General features: G+C 65.7%; 12 protein-coding genes. 8 read left to right on the plus strand and 4 right to left on the minus strand.

Going from position 1 to position 16,310, the window contains the following annotated elements; genetic code table 11:
• Positions 1-57: 57 nt before the first annotated feature.
• Positions 58-876 (minus strand): uracil-DNA glycosylase, encoded by an 819-nt coding sequence (locus MH112_RS07750; protein ID WP_296566098.1) that lies wholly within the window; start codon positions 874-876, stop codon positions 58-60.
• A 141-nt stretch (positions 877-1,017) separates the two neighbouring features.
• Between MH112_RS07750 and MH112_RS07755 the strand changes: the two genes are divergently transcribed.
• The 3 genes from MH112_RS07755 to MH112_RS07765 are packed head-to-tail and all read left to right on the plus strand — an operon-like array spanning position 1,018 to position 5,350.
• Complete coding sequence (locus tag MH112_RS07755; RefSeq protein ID WP_296566101.1) at positions 1,018-2,691, plus strand: electron transfer flavoprotein-ubiquinone oxidoreductase; 1,674 nt, start codon at positions 1,018-1,020, stop codon at positions 2,689-2,691.
• A 48-nt stretch (positions 2,692-2,739) separates the two neighbouring features.
• Complete coding sequence (locus tag MH112_RS07760; RefSeq protein WP_296566104.1) at positions 2,740-4,452, plus strand: tetratricopeptide repeat protein; 1,713 nt, start codon at positions 2,740-2,742, stop codon at positions 4,450-4,452.
• Positions 4,453-4,459: 7 nt separating this feature from the next.
• The gene (locus tag MH112_RS07765; RefSeq protein ID WP_296566106.1) at positions 4,460-5,350 is read left to right on the plus strand and encodes a 4-(cytidine 5'-diphospho)-2-C-methyl-D-erythritol kinase; all 891 of its coding nucleotides are present in this window, start codon (positions 4,460-4,462) and stop codon (positions 5,348-5,350) included.
• A gap of 107 nt (positions 5,351-5,457) precedes the next feature.
• On the opposite strand, the gene MH112_RS07770 is transcribed toward MH112_RS07765, so the two are convergent.
• Together MH112_RS07770 and MH112_RS07775 are read right to left on the minus strand one after the other, a co-directional pair.
• Positions 5,458-6,918, minus strand: coding sequence for an ammonium transporter (locus MH112_RS07770; protein WP_296566239.1), 1,461 nt, complete (start codon positions 6,916-6,918; stop codon positions 5,458-5,460).
• Positions 6,919-6,955: 37 nt separating this feature from the next.
• On the minus strand, positions 6,956-7,294 hold the full coding sequence (locus MH112_RS07775) for a P-II family nitrogen regulator (protein ID WP_293317793.1): 339 nt from the start codon (positions 7,292-7,294) through the stop codon (positions 6,956-6,958).
• Positions 7,295-7,686: 392 nt separating this feature from the next.
• Between MH112_RS07775 and MH112_RS07780 the strand changes: the two genes are divergently transcribed.
• The 4 genes from MH112_RS07780 to ppdK all read left to right on the plus strand — a co-directional run bounded on the left by MH112_RS07780 (position 7,687) and on the right by ppdK (position 14,251).
• Positions 7,687-8,547, plus strand: a complete 861-nt coding sequence (locus MH112_RS07780; protein ID WP_296566109.1) for a fasciclin domain-containing protein — start codon at positions 7,687-7,689, stop codon at positions 8,545-8,547.
• A gap of 98 nt (positions 8,548-8,645) precedes the next feature.
• Entirely contained in the window at positions 8,646-9,548 is a 903-nt protein-coding gene (locus tag MH112_RS07785) for a glycine--tRNA ligase subunit alpha (protein ID WP_296566113.1), read from the plus strand.
• A 3-nt stretch (positions 9,549-9,551) separates the two neighbouring features.
• Positions 9,552-11,552, plus strand: coding sequence for a glycine--tRNA ligase subunit beta (gene glyS / locus MH112_RS07790; protein WP_296566115.1), 2,001 nt, complete (start codon positions 9,552-9,554; stop codon positions 11,550-11,552).
• Between the two features lie 8 nt (positions 11,553-11,560).
• The gene (gene ppdK, locus MH112_RS07795; RefSeq protein WP_296566118.1) at positions 11,561-14,251 is read left to right on the plus strand and encodes a pyruvate, phosphate dikinase; all 2,691 of its coding nucleotides are present in this window, start codon (positions 11,561-11,563) and stop codon (positions 14,249-14,251) included.
• 62 nt (positions 14,252-14,313) lie between these two features.
• Here the strand turns inward: ppdK and MH112_RS07800 are convergent, their stop codons facing one another.
• Positions 14,314-15,435, minus strand: coding sequence for a beta-ketoacyl-ACP synthase III (locus MH112_RS07800; protein WP_296566121.1), 1,122 nt, complete (start codon positions 15,433-15,435; stop codon positions 14,314-14,316).
• Between the two features lie 205 nt (positions 15,436-15,640).
• On the opposite strand from MH112_RS07800, the gene MH112_RS07805 reads away from it, so the two are divergent.
• Positions 15,641-16,174, plus strand: a complete 534-nt coding sequence (locus MH112_RS07805; RefSeq protein WP_296566125.1) for a porin family protein — start codon at positions 15,641-15,643, stop codon at positions 16,172-16,174.
• The last annotated feature ends 136 nt before the right edge of the window (positions 16,175-16,310 follow it).

Genomic DNA, 16,310 nt, shown 5'->3' on the forward strand with positions numbered 1-16,310 from the left:
GTCCGCCGACAGGTCGCAGCGGTTTCGTGGCCCTTTTCTCGAAGCTCGGGCGAAGGTCTAGTGGGGACGGTCGGGGCGATCAAGCCTCTGCACCAGAGACACGAGATCGCTCCACGCTTTCTTCTTGGCTGCCGGCTGACGCAGCAGAAAGGCGGGATGCAGAGTCGGCATAGCAGGCAGTTCCATGCCTTTGTCCTCTGAGCGCCACTCAAACCATCGCCCGTGCATGGCCAGGATTCCCTCATCCCGCTGCAGCATCGCCTTGGCCGCAGCCCCGCCCACCAGCAGCAGCATCTTCGGTTGGACCAGGGCGATGGCCCGGGCCACGAAGGGGGCACAGACGGCCTGTTCGGCCGGGGTGGGGGTACGGTTGCCCGGGGGGCGCCAGAAGACGGTGTTGGTGATGAAGACCCGGTCGGTGAGCCCGGCGGCGGCGAGCATCCTGTCCAGCAACTGACCGGCCCGGCCCACAAAGGGTTCGCCCCGGGCGTCCTCATCGGCACCGGGCGCCTCGCCAATGATCATGACGGGGGCGTTGGCCGGCCCCCGAGCGAACACCGCCCGGGTGGCTGCGCCGTCAAAGCGCAGGGAACATCCCTCAAATCCGGCGATGGCGGCGGCCAAGGCCGTCAGATCCTGAGCTTGCTCTGCCAGCGCCTTGGCCGTGGCCAAAGCACCGAAATCTGCCGAAGGCGGACCGGGGATTGCGCGCAGGGGAGCCGCCACGGCCTCGACCCGGCGCGGCGGCGGGCTCAACCCGGCAGCGATACGATCCGTGGCCTCATCCTGGTAAAGACAGTCCACACCGGCGTCGGCCCAGAAGGCCAACAGGCTGTGGACCAGGATTTCGCGGGCTGGCGGTGTGGTCTGGTCCATACTGGGGTGTCGAAATCCTTGGATTCGCGGGGTTTGTCCTTGACCGCGTGGGGCCGACCTTCCGATAAGACGGCCAAAGGATCAACGTTGTCGGCGTTGTCAGTCGCCCTGACCGTCGAAAAATGGAGTTCAGAGGGGATCATGAGCGCAGACGTCGAACGCGAGGCCATGGAATATGACGTCGTCATCGTCGGCGCGGGTCCTGCGGGGCTTTCGGCGGCGATCCGTCTCAAGCAGCTGGCCGCTGAGGCTGGCGCCGAGATCAACGTCGCTGTGCTGGAAAAGGGTTCCGAGGTAGGTGCCCATATCCTGTCGGGCGCAGTGATCGATCCCAGCGGCATCAATGAGTTGCTCCCGGACTGGAAGGCCCTGGGTGTCCCGCTGGAGACCAAGGTCACCCGCGACAAGTTTGTGATGCTTGGCCCGCAGGGGGAGCTGGACATCAGCTTCCTGCCCTTCCCCAAGTGGATGCTGAACCACGGCAACTACATCGCCTCCCTCGGCAATGTCTGCCGCTGGCTGGGTCAGCACGCCGAGAGCCTGGGCGTCGAAATCTATCCCGGCATGGCCGCCTCCGAGGTGGTCTATAATGAGGATGGCTCGGTCAAGGGCGTCGTGGCCGGCGTGTTCGGCATTGGCAAGGACGGCGAGCCCACCGGCGATTTCCAGCCCGGCATCGAGCTGCACGCCAAGTACACCTTCATCAGCGAGGGCGTCCGTGGCTCGCTCTCTAAGCAAATTCAGGCCAAGTTCGGCCTCACCGAGGGCCGCGAGCCCCAGAAGTTCGGCATCGGCATCAAGGAGCTCTGGCAGGTTCCTGACGCGGTGTTCGAACCCGGCCTGACCCAGCACACTTTCGGCTGGCCCCTGGACAATGCCACCGGCGGTGGCTCGTTTATGTACCACTTCGGGGACAACTACGTGGCCATCGGCTTCGTGTTGCACCTCAACTACAAGAACCCGTGGCTCTCGCCCTTCGACGAGTTCCAGCGCTTCAAGACCCACCCGACGATCCGCGCCTATCTGGAGGGGGGCAAGCGCATCTCCTATGGCGCGCGCGCCATTACCGAGGGCGGTGCCCAGTCCTTGCCACAGCTCTACTTCCCGGGCGGCGTCCTGCTGGGCTGCTCGGCGGGCATGGTCAATGTCCCGCGGATCAAGGGTAGCCACAACGCGGTCAAGAGCGGCATCCTGGCCGCCGAGGCCGCCTTCGCCGCCATTTCCGAGGGCCGGTCGGGCGACGCGCTCACCAGCTATGAAGACGCCTACAAGACGTCCTCGATCCACAAGGAGCTGTGGAACGTCCGCAACTTCAAGCCGCTCTGGTCCAAGTTCGGCACCATCCCAGGCCTGGTCCTGGGGGGGGTGGACGCCATGATTGCCACCCTGCTCGGGGGCTGGTCGCCCTGGGGCACCCTCAAGCACGGCAAGACCGATGCGGAGTCCACAGGTCTGGCCAAGGACTACAAGCCGATCGTTTATCCGAAGCCCGACAACGAGTTCAGTTTCGACAAGCTGTCCTCGGTCTTCCTGTCGGCGACCAACCACGATGAGAACCAGCCTGCCCACCTGCGGCTGAAGGACCCGACGGTCCCGATCTCGGTGAACCTGCCCCGGTTCGGCGAGCCTGCCCGCCTCTATTGCCCCGCCGGGGTCTATGAGGTGCTGTACGATGAGGCCGGGCAGAACCCGAAGTTCCAGATCAATTTCCAGAACTGCGTCCACTGCAAGACCTGCGACATCAAGGATCCGTCGCAGAATATCGTCTGGACGACCCCTCAGGGCGGGGACGGACCGAACTATCCCAACATGTAAACTGACATCAGGCTTGCGGCGGGGGCCGGAAAAGGAAACCGTGGCGGGATGCGCCTTCGTTCTCTGACCTTGACGGTCCCCGTTCTGTTTCTGGCGGCCTGCGCCAGCCCCTCACTGCCCTCCGGGGGGCTGGAGGCCGGGTCCTCCTACGGGCTGTTTCTGGCGGGGCAGGCGGCCCTGAACGATGGCGAGAGCCGTCGGGCAGCGGCCTATTTCGAGCGGGCCACCCGGGCTGGCGATACCCCAAATTTGATCTCCGAGCGGGCCTTTACCGCCGCCGTCCTGAGCGGTGAGATCGAGAAGGCTGCGGCCATGGCCCCGGCTGGCGAAGGCGCCTCGGAGGGTGTCCGGCGTCTGGGCCGACTGGTGATGGCGGTGGAGGCCATGGCCTCAGGCCAGGGACAGGCGGCCTATGACCTGCTGACCGCCGAGGAGATCGGCTTTCCGCATCGGACCGCAACGGCGCTCTTGATCCCTTGGGCCGCAGCCCAGGCTGGCGATATGGAATTGGCCACCCGCCGACCCGATGTGCCCGGCGACAAGCTGGTAGAGTATTTTGGCTTGTTGGGTCAGGCCCATCAGTATGAGCGTGTGCGTCGTTACGACGAGGCAGAGACGGACTTCAAAGCCCTCACCGAGGGGCCTGACGCGCCGCCTCTGCTCGTCCTGGCCCATGGGGAGTTTCTTGAGCGTCGGGGTCGTCGGCCTGAAGCCGTCGCCCTGTACGATGCCGCCTTGGCGACCTACCGCCATGATGTGAGCCTGGCGCGGGCTCGGGAGCGGGCCCTGGCCCGCCGGGCGCCGCCGTCGCCGCCCACAGCCCGCCAGGGGGCGGCTCAGGCCATCCTGACCCCAGCCGCCGCCATGTTGGCGGCCCGGCAGACCCAGTTCGCCCTGGCCTATGTGCGGCTCGCCCTTCGCCTGGATCCTGGGCGGATGGACGCCTGGGTGATGGTCGGCGACCTGATGGGCGCAGCCGGCGACATCGAAGCCGCCCGCGCCGCCTATGGCCGCGTGCCACAAGGCCACCCCGACTATGCCGGGGCCCAGAGCAAGCTCGCCTGGAGCCTGCAGGGGGCCAATGAGGTTGAGGCCGCGCTGCAGACCGCCCGGGCGGCGGCCGCTGGCGGCGATCCCATGGGGCTGCTGACCTTGGCCGACTTGCTGCGGACCAATGAGCGCTACGCCGAGGCGATCACGCCTCTGAATCAGCTGGTGGACTCAAGCCCCTCACCAGACTGGCGGCTGCTGTTTGCCCGGGGCGCGGCCTATGAGCGGATGGGCGATTGGCCCCGAGCCGAGGCCGACCTCTCCGCCGCCCTGGCACTCAATCCGGACGAGCCGGATATCCTGAACTATCTGGCCTATGGCTGGATCGACCGGGGCGAGCGCCTGGAAGAGGCTCTGGCCATGGTCCAGCAGGCGGTGGACGCCAATCCCAGATCAGGGGCCATGGTCGACAGCCTGGGCTGGGGCTATTACCGCCTTGGCCAGTTCGACAAGGCTGTGGAGATCCTGGAGCGGGCCGTTGCCCTTGAGGCCGGTGACCCGGAGATCAACAACCACCTGGGTGACGCCTACTGGCAGGTGGGCCGCCGGGACGAGGCGGTCTTCCAGTGGCGCCGGGTGCTGACCCTGGAGCCGGACGCCCGCATTCGCGCCGACGCTGAGGCCAAGCTCGCCTCGGGGCTGGGGCCAGGCGCAAACGGCGCTGCTGCCCAGGCGGCGGCGGAGGCTGAACCCCCCGTCTTCGCCCGCTAGAGGCCCCATGCTTGGTCAGGCGTTTGCCCCCGCCAAGGTGAACCTGTTCCTGCATGTGGGCGGGCCAGGGGCTGATGGCTATCATCCGTTGTGCTCGCTGATGGTGTTTGCCGATGTGGGCGATCAGGTGTCACTGGCGCCGGCCGAGGCCCTCAGTTTCGCCCTGACTGGCCCCTTCGCGGGCAAGCTGGCGGGGCAGGGCGAGAACCTTGTTCTGCGCGCCGCCAACGCCATGCTGGCCCAGGTTCGCGGCCCGAAGGCACCGCTGTTGCTGGCCCTGGAAAAGCGGCTGCCCATCGCTGCGGGTCTGGGGGGCGGCTCAAGCGATGCGGGCGCAGCCCTGCGGCTGTTGCGCGGGGCCTGGGCCCCTGACATGCCCGATGAGGCCCTTCAGGCCCTAGCCAGCGCGCTGGGGGCCGACGGGGCAGCCTGCCTGTGGGGGACACCGGTGCTGGCCTCTGGTCGCGGAGAAATCCTCGCCCCCGCCCCGCGGCTGCCGGCCATTCCCGCCGTGCTGGTCAATCCTCAGGTGGAAGCGTCCACCGGCGCGGTCTATCGCGGCTTCGACGCCTTGAACCAGTTTGGTGATGTCGCGCCGCCGCCGATGCCAGATGGGTTCGAGACCATCGAAGAGCTGGCCGGCTGGCTCAGCCTGCAACGCAATGATCTGGAGGCCGCCGCCGAGGCTGTTGCGCCTGTGATCGGTGACGTGCTGGCGGCCCTGCGCAGTGGGCCAGAGACCTTGTTGGCGCGGATGTCGGGGTCTGGAGCCACCTGTTTTGCGCTCTGCGCCAGCGATATTGAGGCCGAACAGCTGGCCGAGGATCTGGAGCGCATGCGCCCCGATTGGTGGGTGCGTCGCTGTCGCCTGGGCGGGCCCTGGGCCGACCCGGCCTGATCTGGAGCCCTTTCTTCCGGAACAAAGCACAGCTGGCCTGGGAGAGCCCCCAACGAAAACGGGGGCCCCGAAGGACCCCCGTTCCGTGATCAGCCCAGGGGCTGAGATCAGCTGTGGATGGCTTCCCCATGCTGGGAAACATCCAGGCCTTCGACTTCTTCTTCCTCGGAGACCCGCAGTCCAACGGTGAACTTGCAGACCATCAGGATGATGAAGGTGACGATGGCGGACCAGGCGATGGTGGCGATGATGCCATAGCCCTGGGTGATGACGCTGGCGCCCTCACCAAGACCGTTGATCGCCGGGTCGGCCAGGGCGCCGGTGAGCAGGGCGCCGGCGATGCCCGCAACCCCGTGCACGCCGAAGGCGTCCAGGCTGTCGTCGTACTTCAGCAGCTTCTTCAGCCACACCGCGCCCACATAGGCCGCCGCGCTGCCAACGATGCCGATGATCAGCGCGCCCTGCGGGTTGACGAAGCCAGCAGCCGGGGTGACCGCCACGAGGCCGGCGATGGCACCAGAGGCCAGACCCAGCATGCCGGGCTTCTTGCGCTCAACCCACTCGATGATCATCCAGGTCAAGGCTGCACCAGCCGCGGCGACCTGGGTGTTCAGCATGGCCACCGAGGCCAAGCCATCAGCCGCCCACTGCGAGCCGGCGTTGAAGCCGAACCAGCCCACCCACAGAAGGCTCGCGCCGATCATGGTGTAGACGAGGTTGTTCGGCGCCATGTTCTCGGTGCCGTAGCCCTTGCGACGACCCAGGACGATGGCGCAGACCAGACCGGCGACGCCGGCATTGATGTGCACCACGGTGCCGCCGGCGAAGTCGAGGACGCCCGCGCCGCCGAGGAAGCCGCCGCCCCAGACCCAATGGCAGACCGGCGCATAAACGAACACGGTCCACAGGCCCATGAACAGCAGCATGGCCGAGAACTTCATCCGCTCAGCAAAGGCACCGGCGATCAGGGCAGGGGTGATGATGGCGAAGGTCAGCTGGAACATGATCCAGAGATATTCCGGCAGGCTCGACGTCAGAGCGTGGGAAGTCTCAAGGGTCACGCCGCTCAGGAACACCGCGTCGAAGCTGCCCATGTAGGCGTTCAGGCCCTCATCGGCATTGGTGCCGAAGGCAATGGTGTAGCCGACGGCCATCCAGAGGACGGTCACCAAGGCGGTCACGGCGAACACCGTCGCCACGGTATTGATGACGTTCTTCTGACGAACCATGCCGCCATAGAACAGGGCGAGGCCCGGGATGGTCATCAGCAGCACCAGGGCGCTGGCGACGATAATCCAGGCGGTGGAGGCTTCGTTAAGTTCCAGGGGAACCTGGTGAGCCAGCAGGTTGGCTGGCGCGGCTTCCTCGGGCGCAGCTTCAGCCGGTGCTGCCTCAACGGCGGCGGCGTCCACGGCAGCGCCTTCGGCAGCGGGCGCGGCCTCTTCGGCGGGGGCTTCCACGGCGGCCTCGGCCGGCGGTGGCGGTGCAGCCCAGGCCGAGGCGACGGGCGCCCCGACGATTGCGGCGGCGAGCATCAGCCCGGCCAGCCCCTTGAATTTCAACGACATCATTTCAGCTATCCCCTTGTCTCGATTAGTTGCGCCCTTAAAGGGCGGCGGCCCCGGTCTCGCCGGTGCGAATGCGCACCGCGTCCTCGACATTGACGACGAAGATCTTTCCGTCGCCGATTTTGCCGGTAGCCGCTGCAGCCTTGATGGCCTCGACGGCCTTCGCGGCGGCCGCGTCGTCAACCACGGCCTCCAGCTTGACCTTCGGCACGAAGTTCACCTGGTACTCCGCGCCGCGGTAGATCTCGGTCTGTCCCTTTTGCCGGCCGTAGCCTTTGACTTCGGAGACCGTCAGGCCTTCAACGCCGGCCGAAACGAGCGCTTCGCGCACGTCGTCCAGCTTGAAGGGTTTAACGATCGCGATGATCAGTTTCATCCGCTTGCAACCGCACGGGCTTTTACGCCGCGCGTCCCCTTGTTGTTCGAGCCGTCACCAAGCCCCATGGCCCCATTCCGACGGTGTCGGTCGACGGCGACTGTGACGCTATCGACGGGCGCGGGCCGGGGGGCGGCTCTGGTCATGCCCGGTTAAGGAAAGCCTTCTGGTGCGCAAAATGTGGGCACCCCTGTGGGGTGAGCGCTGCAAAAATGGGCGCAATTTCGGGGCCATTGGTGACTTTGGCTGGGCTTGAGCCCTGGGCAGGACGTGTTCACGAGCCCGTGATCGGCGGCAACCGATCGATCCTCAACGCGTACTGCTCCCCACCGCGTCCCCGGCGACGGGGACGCTTCACGACCGAAAGGATGACTATGCGTCTGAACCGATTGATGTCCGCGACCGCCATCGCCACCCTGCTGGCCGGCGCAGTCCAGGCCCAGTCTGAAACCCCTGGGGCCCAGTCTGAATCCCATGGAGTAATGTCGGCTCACGCCCCGGCGAAGCAGACCGAGGTCGGAGCCAATGGGCCGACCAAAGTGGCGCCAGCGGGCGACATTATTGAGACAATCACTGCGGCCGGCCAGTTCTCCATCCTGCTCAAGGGGCTGGAGGCCACAAATCTGACGGAGCTGTTGAAGACGACCCCGGACCTCACGGTGTTCGCGCCGACGGACGCCGCCTTTTCGTCGCTCCCGGCTGGAGACCTGGACAGTCTGATGGCCGAGGAGAACCGCGCGGCTCTTCAGAGGCTGCTGACCCATCACGTGGTCAATGCCCGGCTTGATGGTACGAGGATCGACAATGCCCGAGGTCCGGTGCCCACTGTTGCGGGCGAGACCCTGCAGGTCGATGGCGTGGAGGAGACCTGGAGGATTGGTGGAGCCAAGATCACCCAGGCCGATATTTTTGCCGATAACGGTGTGATCCATGTGGTCGACAAGGTGTTGATTCCCTCGGTCGGTGCCGGCGCCGATGCCTCTGCGTCAGGGACGGATGCAATGGCAGCTAATGCCTCGTCGAAGTCTGGGTCCCCTTCAAACGACCCGGTCAATTCGTCGCAAGCCATGCGCGCCGCCCGTTCCAACCCGGACATGCCCCCCCAGGCGCATGACCAGGCCCGGTCCGCCACCCAGGCAGGGGTGATGGCCTCCGGGGTCATAGACGGTCAACTGAGGAGCTATGGCCCGATCCCGGATACGGAGAAAACCGCGCCAAGTATGGCGGCCCACAATCCCGGGCAGGCAAGCTGAGCGAACCTGGCGGCAACTGATCTTCGTCGCGCGCTTGATGCACAGGTCGGTGGGCCCTATGGTCCGCCGACTTTTTTTGCGCCTGCAAATCAGCCCAGATGTCATCAGAAAAACCGCTCTCGTTTCAGGGCCTGATCCTGAAACTCCATGACTATTGGAGCCGCCAGGGTTGCGTGATCCTGCAGCCGCATGACGTTGAGGTAGGGGCAGGTACGCTCCACCCGGCGACGGTGCTGCGGGCGCTCGGACCCAAGCCCTGGCGGGCGGCCTATGTGCAGCCCTCCCGCCGCCCGGCGGACGGTCGCTATGGGGAGAACCCCAACCGGCTGCAGCACTATTACCAGTATCAGGTGATCCTGAAGCCAAACCCCGACGACCTGCAGGACCTCTATCTGGGCAGCCTGGAGGCCATCGGCCTCGACACCCGCCTGCATGACATCCGCTTCGTCGAGGACGACTGGGAGAATCCCACCGTGGGTGCCTGGGGCCTGGGCTGGGAAGTCTGGTGCGACGGCATGGAAGTCACCCAGTACACCTACTTCCAGCAGGTTGGCGGGGTGGACGTGTGGCCGGTGGCCGGGGAACTGACCTATGGCCTCGAGCGGCTCGCCATGTATCTCCAGGGCGTCGACCACTTCACCGATCTGGCCTTCAACGACCCCGATGGGCCTGCGCCGATGACCTATGGGGACGTGTTCCTGGAGAACGAGCGCCAGCAGTCGACCGCCAATTTCGACGGCTATGATGTGGCGACTTTGAAGCGCCAGTTTGAAGACATGGAAATCCAGGTTCCGCGCCTGCTGGCGATGCAGGGACCGCAAGGCCAAGCCATCGTTCTGCCGGCCTATGACCATGTGTTGAAGGCCAGCCATCTGTTCAATCTGATGGACGCCCGTGGGGCCATCGCGGTGGCCGAGCGTCAAAGCTATATCGGCCGCATCCGCGACCTGACCAAGATGTGCGCAGAGGCCTGGGTGGCCAATGAAGGGGGCAACGGCTAGCCCATGCCTCAGTTGCTTCTCGAGCTCTTTTCCGAAGAGATTCCGGCCCGCATGCAGGCCCAGGCCGCCCGCGACCTAGAGCGTATGGCCCGTGAGCGTCTGGCCGAGCAGGGCTTTCTGCCGGAGGCCATGACCGCCTTTGCCGGGCCCCGGCGCCTGACCCTGGTGATTGAGGGTCTGCCCGAGGCCCAGGCCGACCGGACTGAAGAGCGTAAGGGTCCCCGCGTCGGCTCACCCGAAAAAGCCATGGAGGGGTTCCTCCGCTCCACCGGCCTGACCCTGGATCAGCTGGTGGATCAGGACGGGGTCTGGTTCGCCAGGATCGAGCGCAAGGGTCGCCCGACTCCGGAGATCATCGCCGAGATGGTCGAGGCCATTGTGCGCAACTTCCCCTGGCCGAAGTCCATGACCTGGGGGCGGGGGACCCTGCGCTGGGTTCGGCCGCTGAAGCGAATTGTCTGCCTGTTTGACGGGGCGGTCGTTCCGTTCGCCATCGACGGAATCGAGAGCGGCGATGTGACCGAGGGCCACCGCTTCATGGGGGTGGCCAAGCCGTTCCGGGTGAAGGACTTTGATTCCTATCGGGATGGGCTCGCCGCCCATTTCGTGGTCCTGGACCCCGAGGAGCGCAAGGCGCGCATCATCGACGCCGCTCGCACCCTTTGCTTTGCCCGCAATCTGGAGCTGGTGGAGGACGAGGGGCTGTTGGCCGAGGTTTCGGGCCTTGCCGAATGGCCGACCCCGGTGCTGGGCGACATGGATCCCGCCTTTCTGGATCTGCCGCCGGAGGTCATCCGCACCTCCATGCGCACCCACCAGAAGTATTTCGCGGTCCGCGACCCGGCCACGGGGGGCCTGGCGCCCCACTTCATCACCGTGGCCAACATCCAGGCCGCCGACGGTGGTGCGGCCATTGCAGCCGGCAACGCCAAGGTGCTTTCGGCGAGACTTTCGGACGCCCGCTTCTTCTGGGACGAGGACCGCAAGCTGAAGCTTGAGGACCGTTTGGAGAAGCTGAAGGGCGTCACCTTCCACGCCAAGCTCGGGACCCTGTCGGAACGGGTGGGCCGGATCACGGACCTGGCCCGGCGCCTGGCCCCCCTCGTGGGGGCTGATCCCGAGGCCGCGGCCCAGGCCGCGCGGTTGGCCAAGGCAGACCTGGTCACCGGCATGGTGGGCGAGTTCCCTGAGCTTCAGGGCCTCATGGGCGGCTATTATGCGACGGCCGAGGGCCTGCCGGCCAGCGTGGCGGCCGCGATCCGTGACCACTACAAGCCGCAGGGGCCGGGCGACGACCTGCCAGCAGGCCCAGAGGGCGCTGCCCTGGCTCTGGCCGATAAGTTCGACAGCCTGACCGGCTTCTTCGGCATTGACGAGAAGCCCACCGGTTCCCGCGATCCCTATGCCCTGCGCCGCTCGGCGCTGGGGGTGATCCGCATCGTGCTGGAGGGCCAGATTCGTCTGCCCCTGCGCGAGATCGCCGGGGATGACCTGCTGGCCTTCTTTGCGGACCGCCTGAAGGTCTTGCTGCGTGATCAGGGCAAGCGGCACGATCTGGTGGATGCGGTCTTCGCCCTGGGCGATGACGACCTGGTGCGGATCGTCGCGCGGGTGGAGGCCTTGAACGGCTTCCTGACCACCGAGGACGGCGCCAATCTGCTGGCGGGCTATAAGCGGGCCACAAACATTCTGCGGGCCGAGGAAAAGAAGGGCGCCATGCCCTCGGGACCGGCGGTGGCCATGGCGGGCGCGCCGACCGCTGAGCTTGCGCTGGTGCAGGCCTTGTCCAGCGCCGAGCCGGCCGTGGCTGGGGCCCTGTTGCAGGAAGACTTCGTGGCGGCCATGCAGGCCCTGTCGGGCCTTCGTGGTCCTGTAGACGCCTTTTTCGAAGATGTGCTGGTGAATGCTGAAGACCCCGCAGAACGGGACAACCGACTGCGGCTTCTGATCCAGGTCCGCGACGCCATGGGGCGCGTGGCGGATTTCAGTCTAGTGACGGGATGAGTAGGACGATGACGAGCCTGACCAAGACGCGCTGGGTCTACGCCTTTGGCGGCGGCGCGGCCGACGGGGACTCCTCGATGAAGAACCTGCTGGGGGGCAAGGGCGCCAACCTGGCGGAGATGTCGTCTTTGGGCCTGCCTGTGCCGCCGGGATTCACCATCACCACCGAGTGCTGCACGCACTATTACGCCAACGAACAGCGCTATCCTGACGACATGAAGGCCCAGGTCACCGAAGCCCTGGGTCGGGTCGAGGGCCTGACAGGCAAGCGATTCGGCGAGGCGTCCAATCCCCTCTTGGTGTCGGTGCGGTCCGGGGCCCGGGCCTCCATGCCCGGCATGATGGATACCGTGCTGAACCTCGGCCTGAACGACCAGACTGTCGAGGGCTTGGCCAAGCTGTCAGGGGATCGGCGCTTTGCCTTCGATTCCTACCGTCGCTTCATCCAGATGTATTCCAACGTGGTCCTCGACCTGGATCACCACATGTTCGAGGAGATCCTCGACGAACATAAGGAGCGCCTCGACGTCACCGTCGACACAGCCCTGTCGGCCGAGGACTGGGAGAAGGTCGTCGCCGACTACAAGCAGGCCGTGGCCAGCGAATTGGGCAAGGCGTTCCCCCAGGACCCGCAGGAGCAGCTGTGGGGGGCCGTCGGTGCCGTGTTCGCCAGCTGGATGAACGAGCGGGCCAAGTTCTATCGCCGTATGCACGACATCCCCGAAAGCTGGGGGACGGCGGTGAACATCCAGTCCATGGTCTTTGGCAATATGGGCGAAACCTCCGCCACCGGCGTGGCCTTTACCCGTAATCCGTCCACCGGCGAGGCCCGCCTCTATGGGGAGTTCCTGATCAACGCCCAGGGTGAGGACGTGGTGGCCGGCATCCGCACGCCCCAGGCCCTGACCAAGATCGCCCGGGAGGAAATGGGGGACAAGCAGCCCTCTATGGAGGAAGCCCTTCCGGAGGTGTTCGAACAGTTCAAGGCGGCGGTCGAGCGGCTGGAACACCACTACCGTGACATGCAGGATATCGAGTTCACGGTGGAGCAGGGCCACCTCTATATGCTGCAGACCCGCAACGGGAAGCGTACCGCCAAGGCGGCCCTGAAGATTGCCGTCGACCTGGCCGCCCAGGGTGTGATCACCCACGAGGAGGCCGTGATGCGGGTGGATCCGTCCTCCCTGGACCAGTTGCTGCATCCCACCATCGATCCGGCCAGTGCGCGGGACGTGATCGCCCAGGGCCTGCCGGCCTCGCCGGGGGCGGCCACGGGCAAGGTGGTGTTCGACGCCGACGAGGCCGAGCGGCTGGCGGCGATTCATGAGGCGGTGATCCTGGTCCGCGACGAGACAAGCCCCGAAGACATCCACGGCATGCATGCCGCCAAGGCGATCCTCACCGCCCGGGGCGGCATGACCAGCCACGCCGCCGTGGTGGCGCGGGGCATGGGTCGCCCCTGCGTCTCCGGGGCCGGAGAAGTGCAGATCCATCCCAAGCTGGCAGAGTTCCGGGTGCGAGGTCGCACCTTCAAGGCCGGGGATATCATCACGGTCGATGGCTCGACCGGCGAAGTGCTGGCCGGGGCGGTGAAGATGATCGAGCCGGAGCTCACCGGCGACTTCGCCACCCTGATGGTCTGGGCCGACGCCCTGCGCCGGCTCAAGGTCCGGGCCAATGCCGAGACCCCCCTTGACGCCCGTACCGCCCGTCAGTTCGGTGCCGAGGGCATCGGCCTCTGCCGCACTGAGCACATGTTCTTTGAGGAAGACCGGATTGCCGCCGTGCGCGAGATGATCCTGGCCTCCGATGAGAAGGGTCGCCGCACCGCGCTCGCCAAGATCCTGCCCATGCAGCGCGCCGACTTCGTCGAGCTGTTCACGATCATGGAAGGCCTGCCGGTCACCATCCGCCTGCTTGATCCCCCCCTGCACGAGTTCCTGCCCCACACCGAAGAAGACCTGAAGGCCCTGGCCCAAACGGCGGGGGTGGAGCTGGCCGTCCTGGAGCGTCGGGTGAAGGAGCTGCACGAGACCAATCCCATGCTCGGGCATCGGGGCTGCCGTCTGGGCGTCTCCTATCCTGAGATCTATGAGATGCAGGTTCGGGCGATCTTCGAGGCCGCCTGCGAGATCGCTGAGAGCGGCAAGACCCCGCCGTGCCCGGAGATCATGCATCCCCTGGTGGCCAAGGGCGAGGAGATGAAGTTCCTCCGCCTGCTCACCGACCGGGTGGCCAAGCAGGTGCTGGCCGAGCGCAAGCTCGACTTCCCCTATCTGGTAGGCACCATGGTGGAGCTGCCCAGGGCCGCAATCCGCGCTGCGGATCTGGCGGAGAATGCGGAGTTCTTCTCCTTCGGCACCAATGACCTGACCCAGACCACCTTTGGCATCAGCCGTGATGACTCTGGCCGGTTCCTGGCCGCCTATATGGACAAGGGGATCTTCGAGAAGGACCCGTTTGTCAGCCTCGATCAGGAGGGCGTCGGTGACCTCATCCGCATCGCCACCGAGCGGGGCCGCGTCCAGCGTCCGGAGATCAAGCTCGGCATCTGCGGGGAACATGGGGGCGACCCGGCCTCCATCGACTTCTGCGAGCGGGTCGGTCTCGACTATGTGAGCTGCTCGCCCTACCGGGTGCCCATCGCCCGATTGGCGGCCGCCCAGTCGGCCATCGGCGAGCGCGAGAAGGATCGCTAGAACGAAAGATGGCCCCGCCGGATCAACCCGGGGGGCCCTCTGACGGTGTTGGCTGGCAGTGTTCAGCGCTTGCGCACAAACACCGTGCCGGCCGAGTAGCCGGCCCCGAACGAGCAGATCAGGCCCGTTTCACCAGGGGCAAAGCCTTCATTGGCCTTGTGGAAGGCGATGATGGAGCCGGCCGAGGAGGTGTTGGCGTACTCATCCAGGATGATGACGTTCTCCTGCGGGCTTGGATCGCGGCCCAGCACCTTGCGACCGATCATGTCGTTCATGTTGATATTGGCCTGATGCAGCCACATGCGCTTCAGGGTCGTGGCGTCCAGCCCCAGATCGCCGGCGTGTTCAACGATCATGTCGGAAACCATCGGCACCACTTCGCGGAAGACCTTGCGGCCTTCCTGGACGAACAGCTTGTCGCGGGCCTGGGCGCCTTCCGGCGCAGCCCGGTTCAGGAAGCCGAAGTTGTTACGGATATTGTTGGAAAAGACGGTCTTCAGTCGCGTGCCGATGATGTCCCAGCCCTGGCCCGGGACGGCGTCCTCTTCCGCCTCGACGATCACCGCCGTGGCCACATCGCCGAAGATGAAGTGGCTGTCGCGGTCGCAGAAGTTGAGGTGGCCTGAGGTGATCTCGGGATTGACCATGAGCACGGCCTTGGCCGAGCCCGTGGCGATGTAGTCAGCGGCGGTCTTGATGCCGAAGGTGGCGGACGAGCAGGCCACGTTCATGTCGAAGGCGAAGCCGTCGATGCCCAGGGCCTGTTGCACCTCAATGGCCATGGCCGGATAGGCCCGCTGCATGTTGGAGGCCGCGCAGATTACCGCGCCAATCTCGCTGACCGGCTTGCCCCAGGCCTCGATGGCCTGACGGGCGGCGGCAACGGCGATCTCGGCCAGCACTGAGATCTCTTCATTGGACCGCTCGGGGATCACCGGGCGCATGACCTCAGGATCGATCAGCCCTGACTTGTCGATCACGTAGCGTGACTTGATCCCGGACGCCTTCTCGATGAAGGGCTCTGACGAGGGGGTCAGGGCCTCGACCTCGCCCGCGGCGATCGCCTGTGCGTGGCGGGCGTTGAACCGCTCCACATAGGTGTTGAAGGTGCTCACCAGCTCAGCATTGGTGAGGGTGTGGGGCGGGGTATAGAGGCCGGTGGCGGCGATGACGGCGTGGCGCAACTTGGCTTCTCCGATGGCAGCCTCTTCCGGGCTTGCGGCCCCTAAATAGCACAGCGCCTGAAAAATACAGGGCGGGGTGCTGTGTCAAGAAAGCCACAGGGTGTGGCTGCCCTGCAATTGTCCGACGAGGGACAGGAAACCGCCCCGTTTGGCGACCAAACAGGTCCCGTTCGAGGACCCGCGTCCTCATGTCGGAGTACCAGAAATGAAGTCTTTCATCACCGTTGCCGCCAGCCTCGCCGTGCTGGCCGCCGTTCCCGCCGCTGTCCAGGCCCAACCCATGGGCTCTGAGGTCTATGGGTCTGTAGGATATGCCCAAAGCCGTGCCGATGGCTTGGATCTAGGGGCTGTTCAGGGCCGTCTGGGGACCAAGATCAATCCCTATTTTGGTGTGGAGGGGGAGTTGGCCCTGGGCATCAAGGATGACAGCGTCCGGGTCGGCGGTGCCAATGTGGATGTGGAGCTTGAGCACAGCGCAGCGATCTATGGGGTAGGCTTCCTGCCGATCAATCCCAACGCTGATCTGTTTGCACGGGTGGGTTACGGCACAACCGAGGTGAAGGCCTCGGCGGGTGGCGTATCGGCCAAGGCTGATGGCGAAAGCTGGAACTACGGGGTCGGGGGTCGCTATTTCCTCGACGCCAAGAATGGTGTCCGCGCCGACTATACCCGCCAGGAGTTCCAGGATGACGGAGGCTCGGCCAATGTCTGGTCGGTGGGCTACGTCCGCAAGTTCTAAGCCCCTGCGGCCCACACTTTTCATCTGAGGCGACGGCGCGTCCTGCAGGGGGCGCGCCGTTTTGCTTGACCCCGTCGCCGCCCCGGTTGACCTTGGCACTGGGGGAGGAACACGCTGTGGACAAGGCGTTCCTAAT

The sequence above is a fragment of the Phenylobacterium sp. genome (genome assembly GCF_022402485.1).
Classification (GTDB): Bacteria; Pseudomonadota; Alphaproteobacteria; order Caulobacterales; family Caulobacteraceae; genus Phenylobacterium.

What these genes read in the sequence shown, in the direction of transcription:
- MH112_RS07770 (WP_296566239.1), bottom strand. Translation starts at nt 6,918, where the DNA reads ATGTCGTTGAAATTCAAGGGGCTGGCCGGGCTGATGCTCGCCGCCGCA.
- MH112_RS07780 (WP_296566109.1), top strand. Translation starts at nt 7,687, where the DNA reads ATGTCCGCGACCGCCATCGCCACCCTGCTGGCCGGCGCAGTCCAGGCC.
- MH112_RS07760 (WP_296566104.1), top strand. Translation starts at nt 2,740, where the DNA reads ATGCGCCTTCGTTCTCTGACCTTGACGGTCCCCGTTCTGTTTCTGGCG.
- MH112_RS07755 (WP_296566101.1), top strand. Translation starts at nt 1,018, where the DNA reads ATGAGCGCAGACGTCGAACGCGAGGCCATGGAATATGACGTCGTCATC.
- MH112_RS07805 (WP_296566125.1), top strand. Translation starts at nt 15,641, where the DNA reads ATGAAGTCTTTCATCACCGTTGCCGCCAGCCTCGCCGTGCTGGCCGCC.
- MH112_RS07775 (WP_293317793.1), bottom strand. Translation starts at nt 7,294, where the DNA reads ATGAAACTGATCATCGCGATCGTTAAACCCTTCAAGCTGGACGACGTG.
- MH112_RS07765 (WP_296566106.1), top strand. Translation starts at nt 4,460, where the DNA reads ATGCTTGGTCAGGCGTTTGCCCCCGCCAAGGTGAACCTGTTCCTGCAT.
- glyS (WP_296566115.1), top strand. Translation starts at nt 9,552, where the DNA reads ATGCCTCAGTTGCTTCTCGAGCTCTTTTCCGAAGAGATTCCGGCCCGC.
- ppdK (WP_296566118.1), top strand. Translation starts at nt 11,561, where the DNA reads ATGACGAGCCTGACCAAGACGCGCTGGGTCTACGCCTTTGGCGGCGGC.
- MH112_RS07785 (WP_296566113.1), top strand. Translation starts at nt 8,646, where the DNA reads ATGTCATCAGAAAAACCGCTCTCGTTTCAGGGCCTGATCCTGAAACTC.
- MH112_RS07750 (WP_296566098.1), bottom strand. Translation starts at nt 876, where the DNA reads ATGGACCAGACCACACCGCCAGCCCGCGAAATCCTGGTCCACAGCCTG.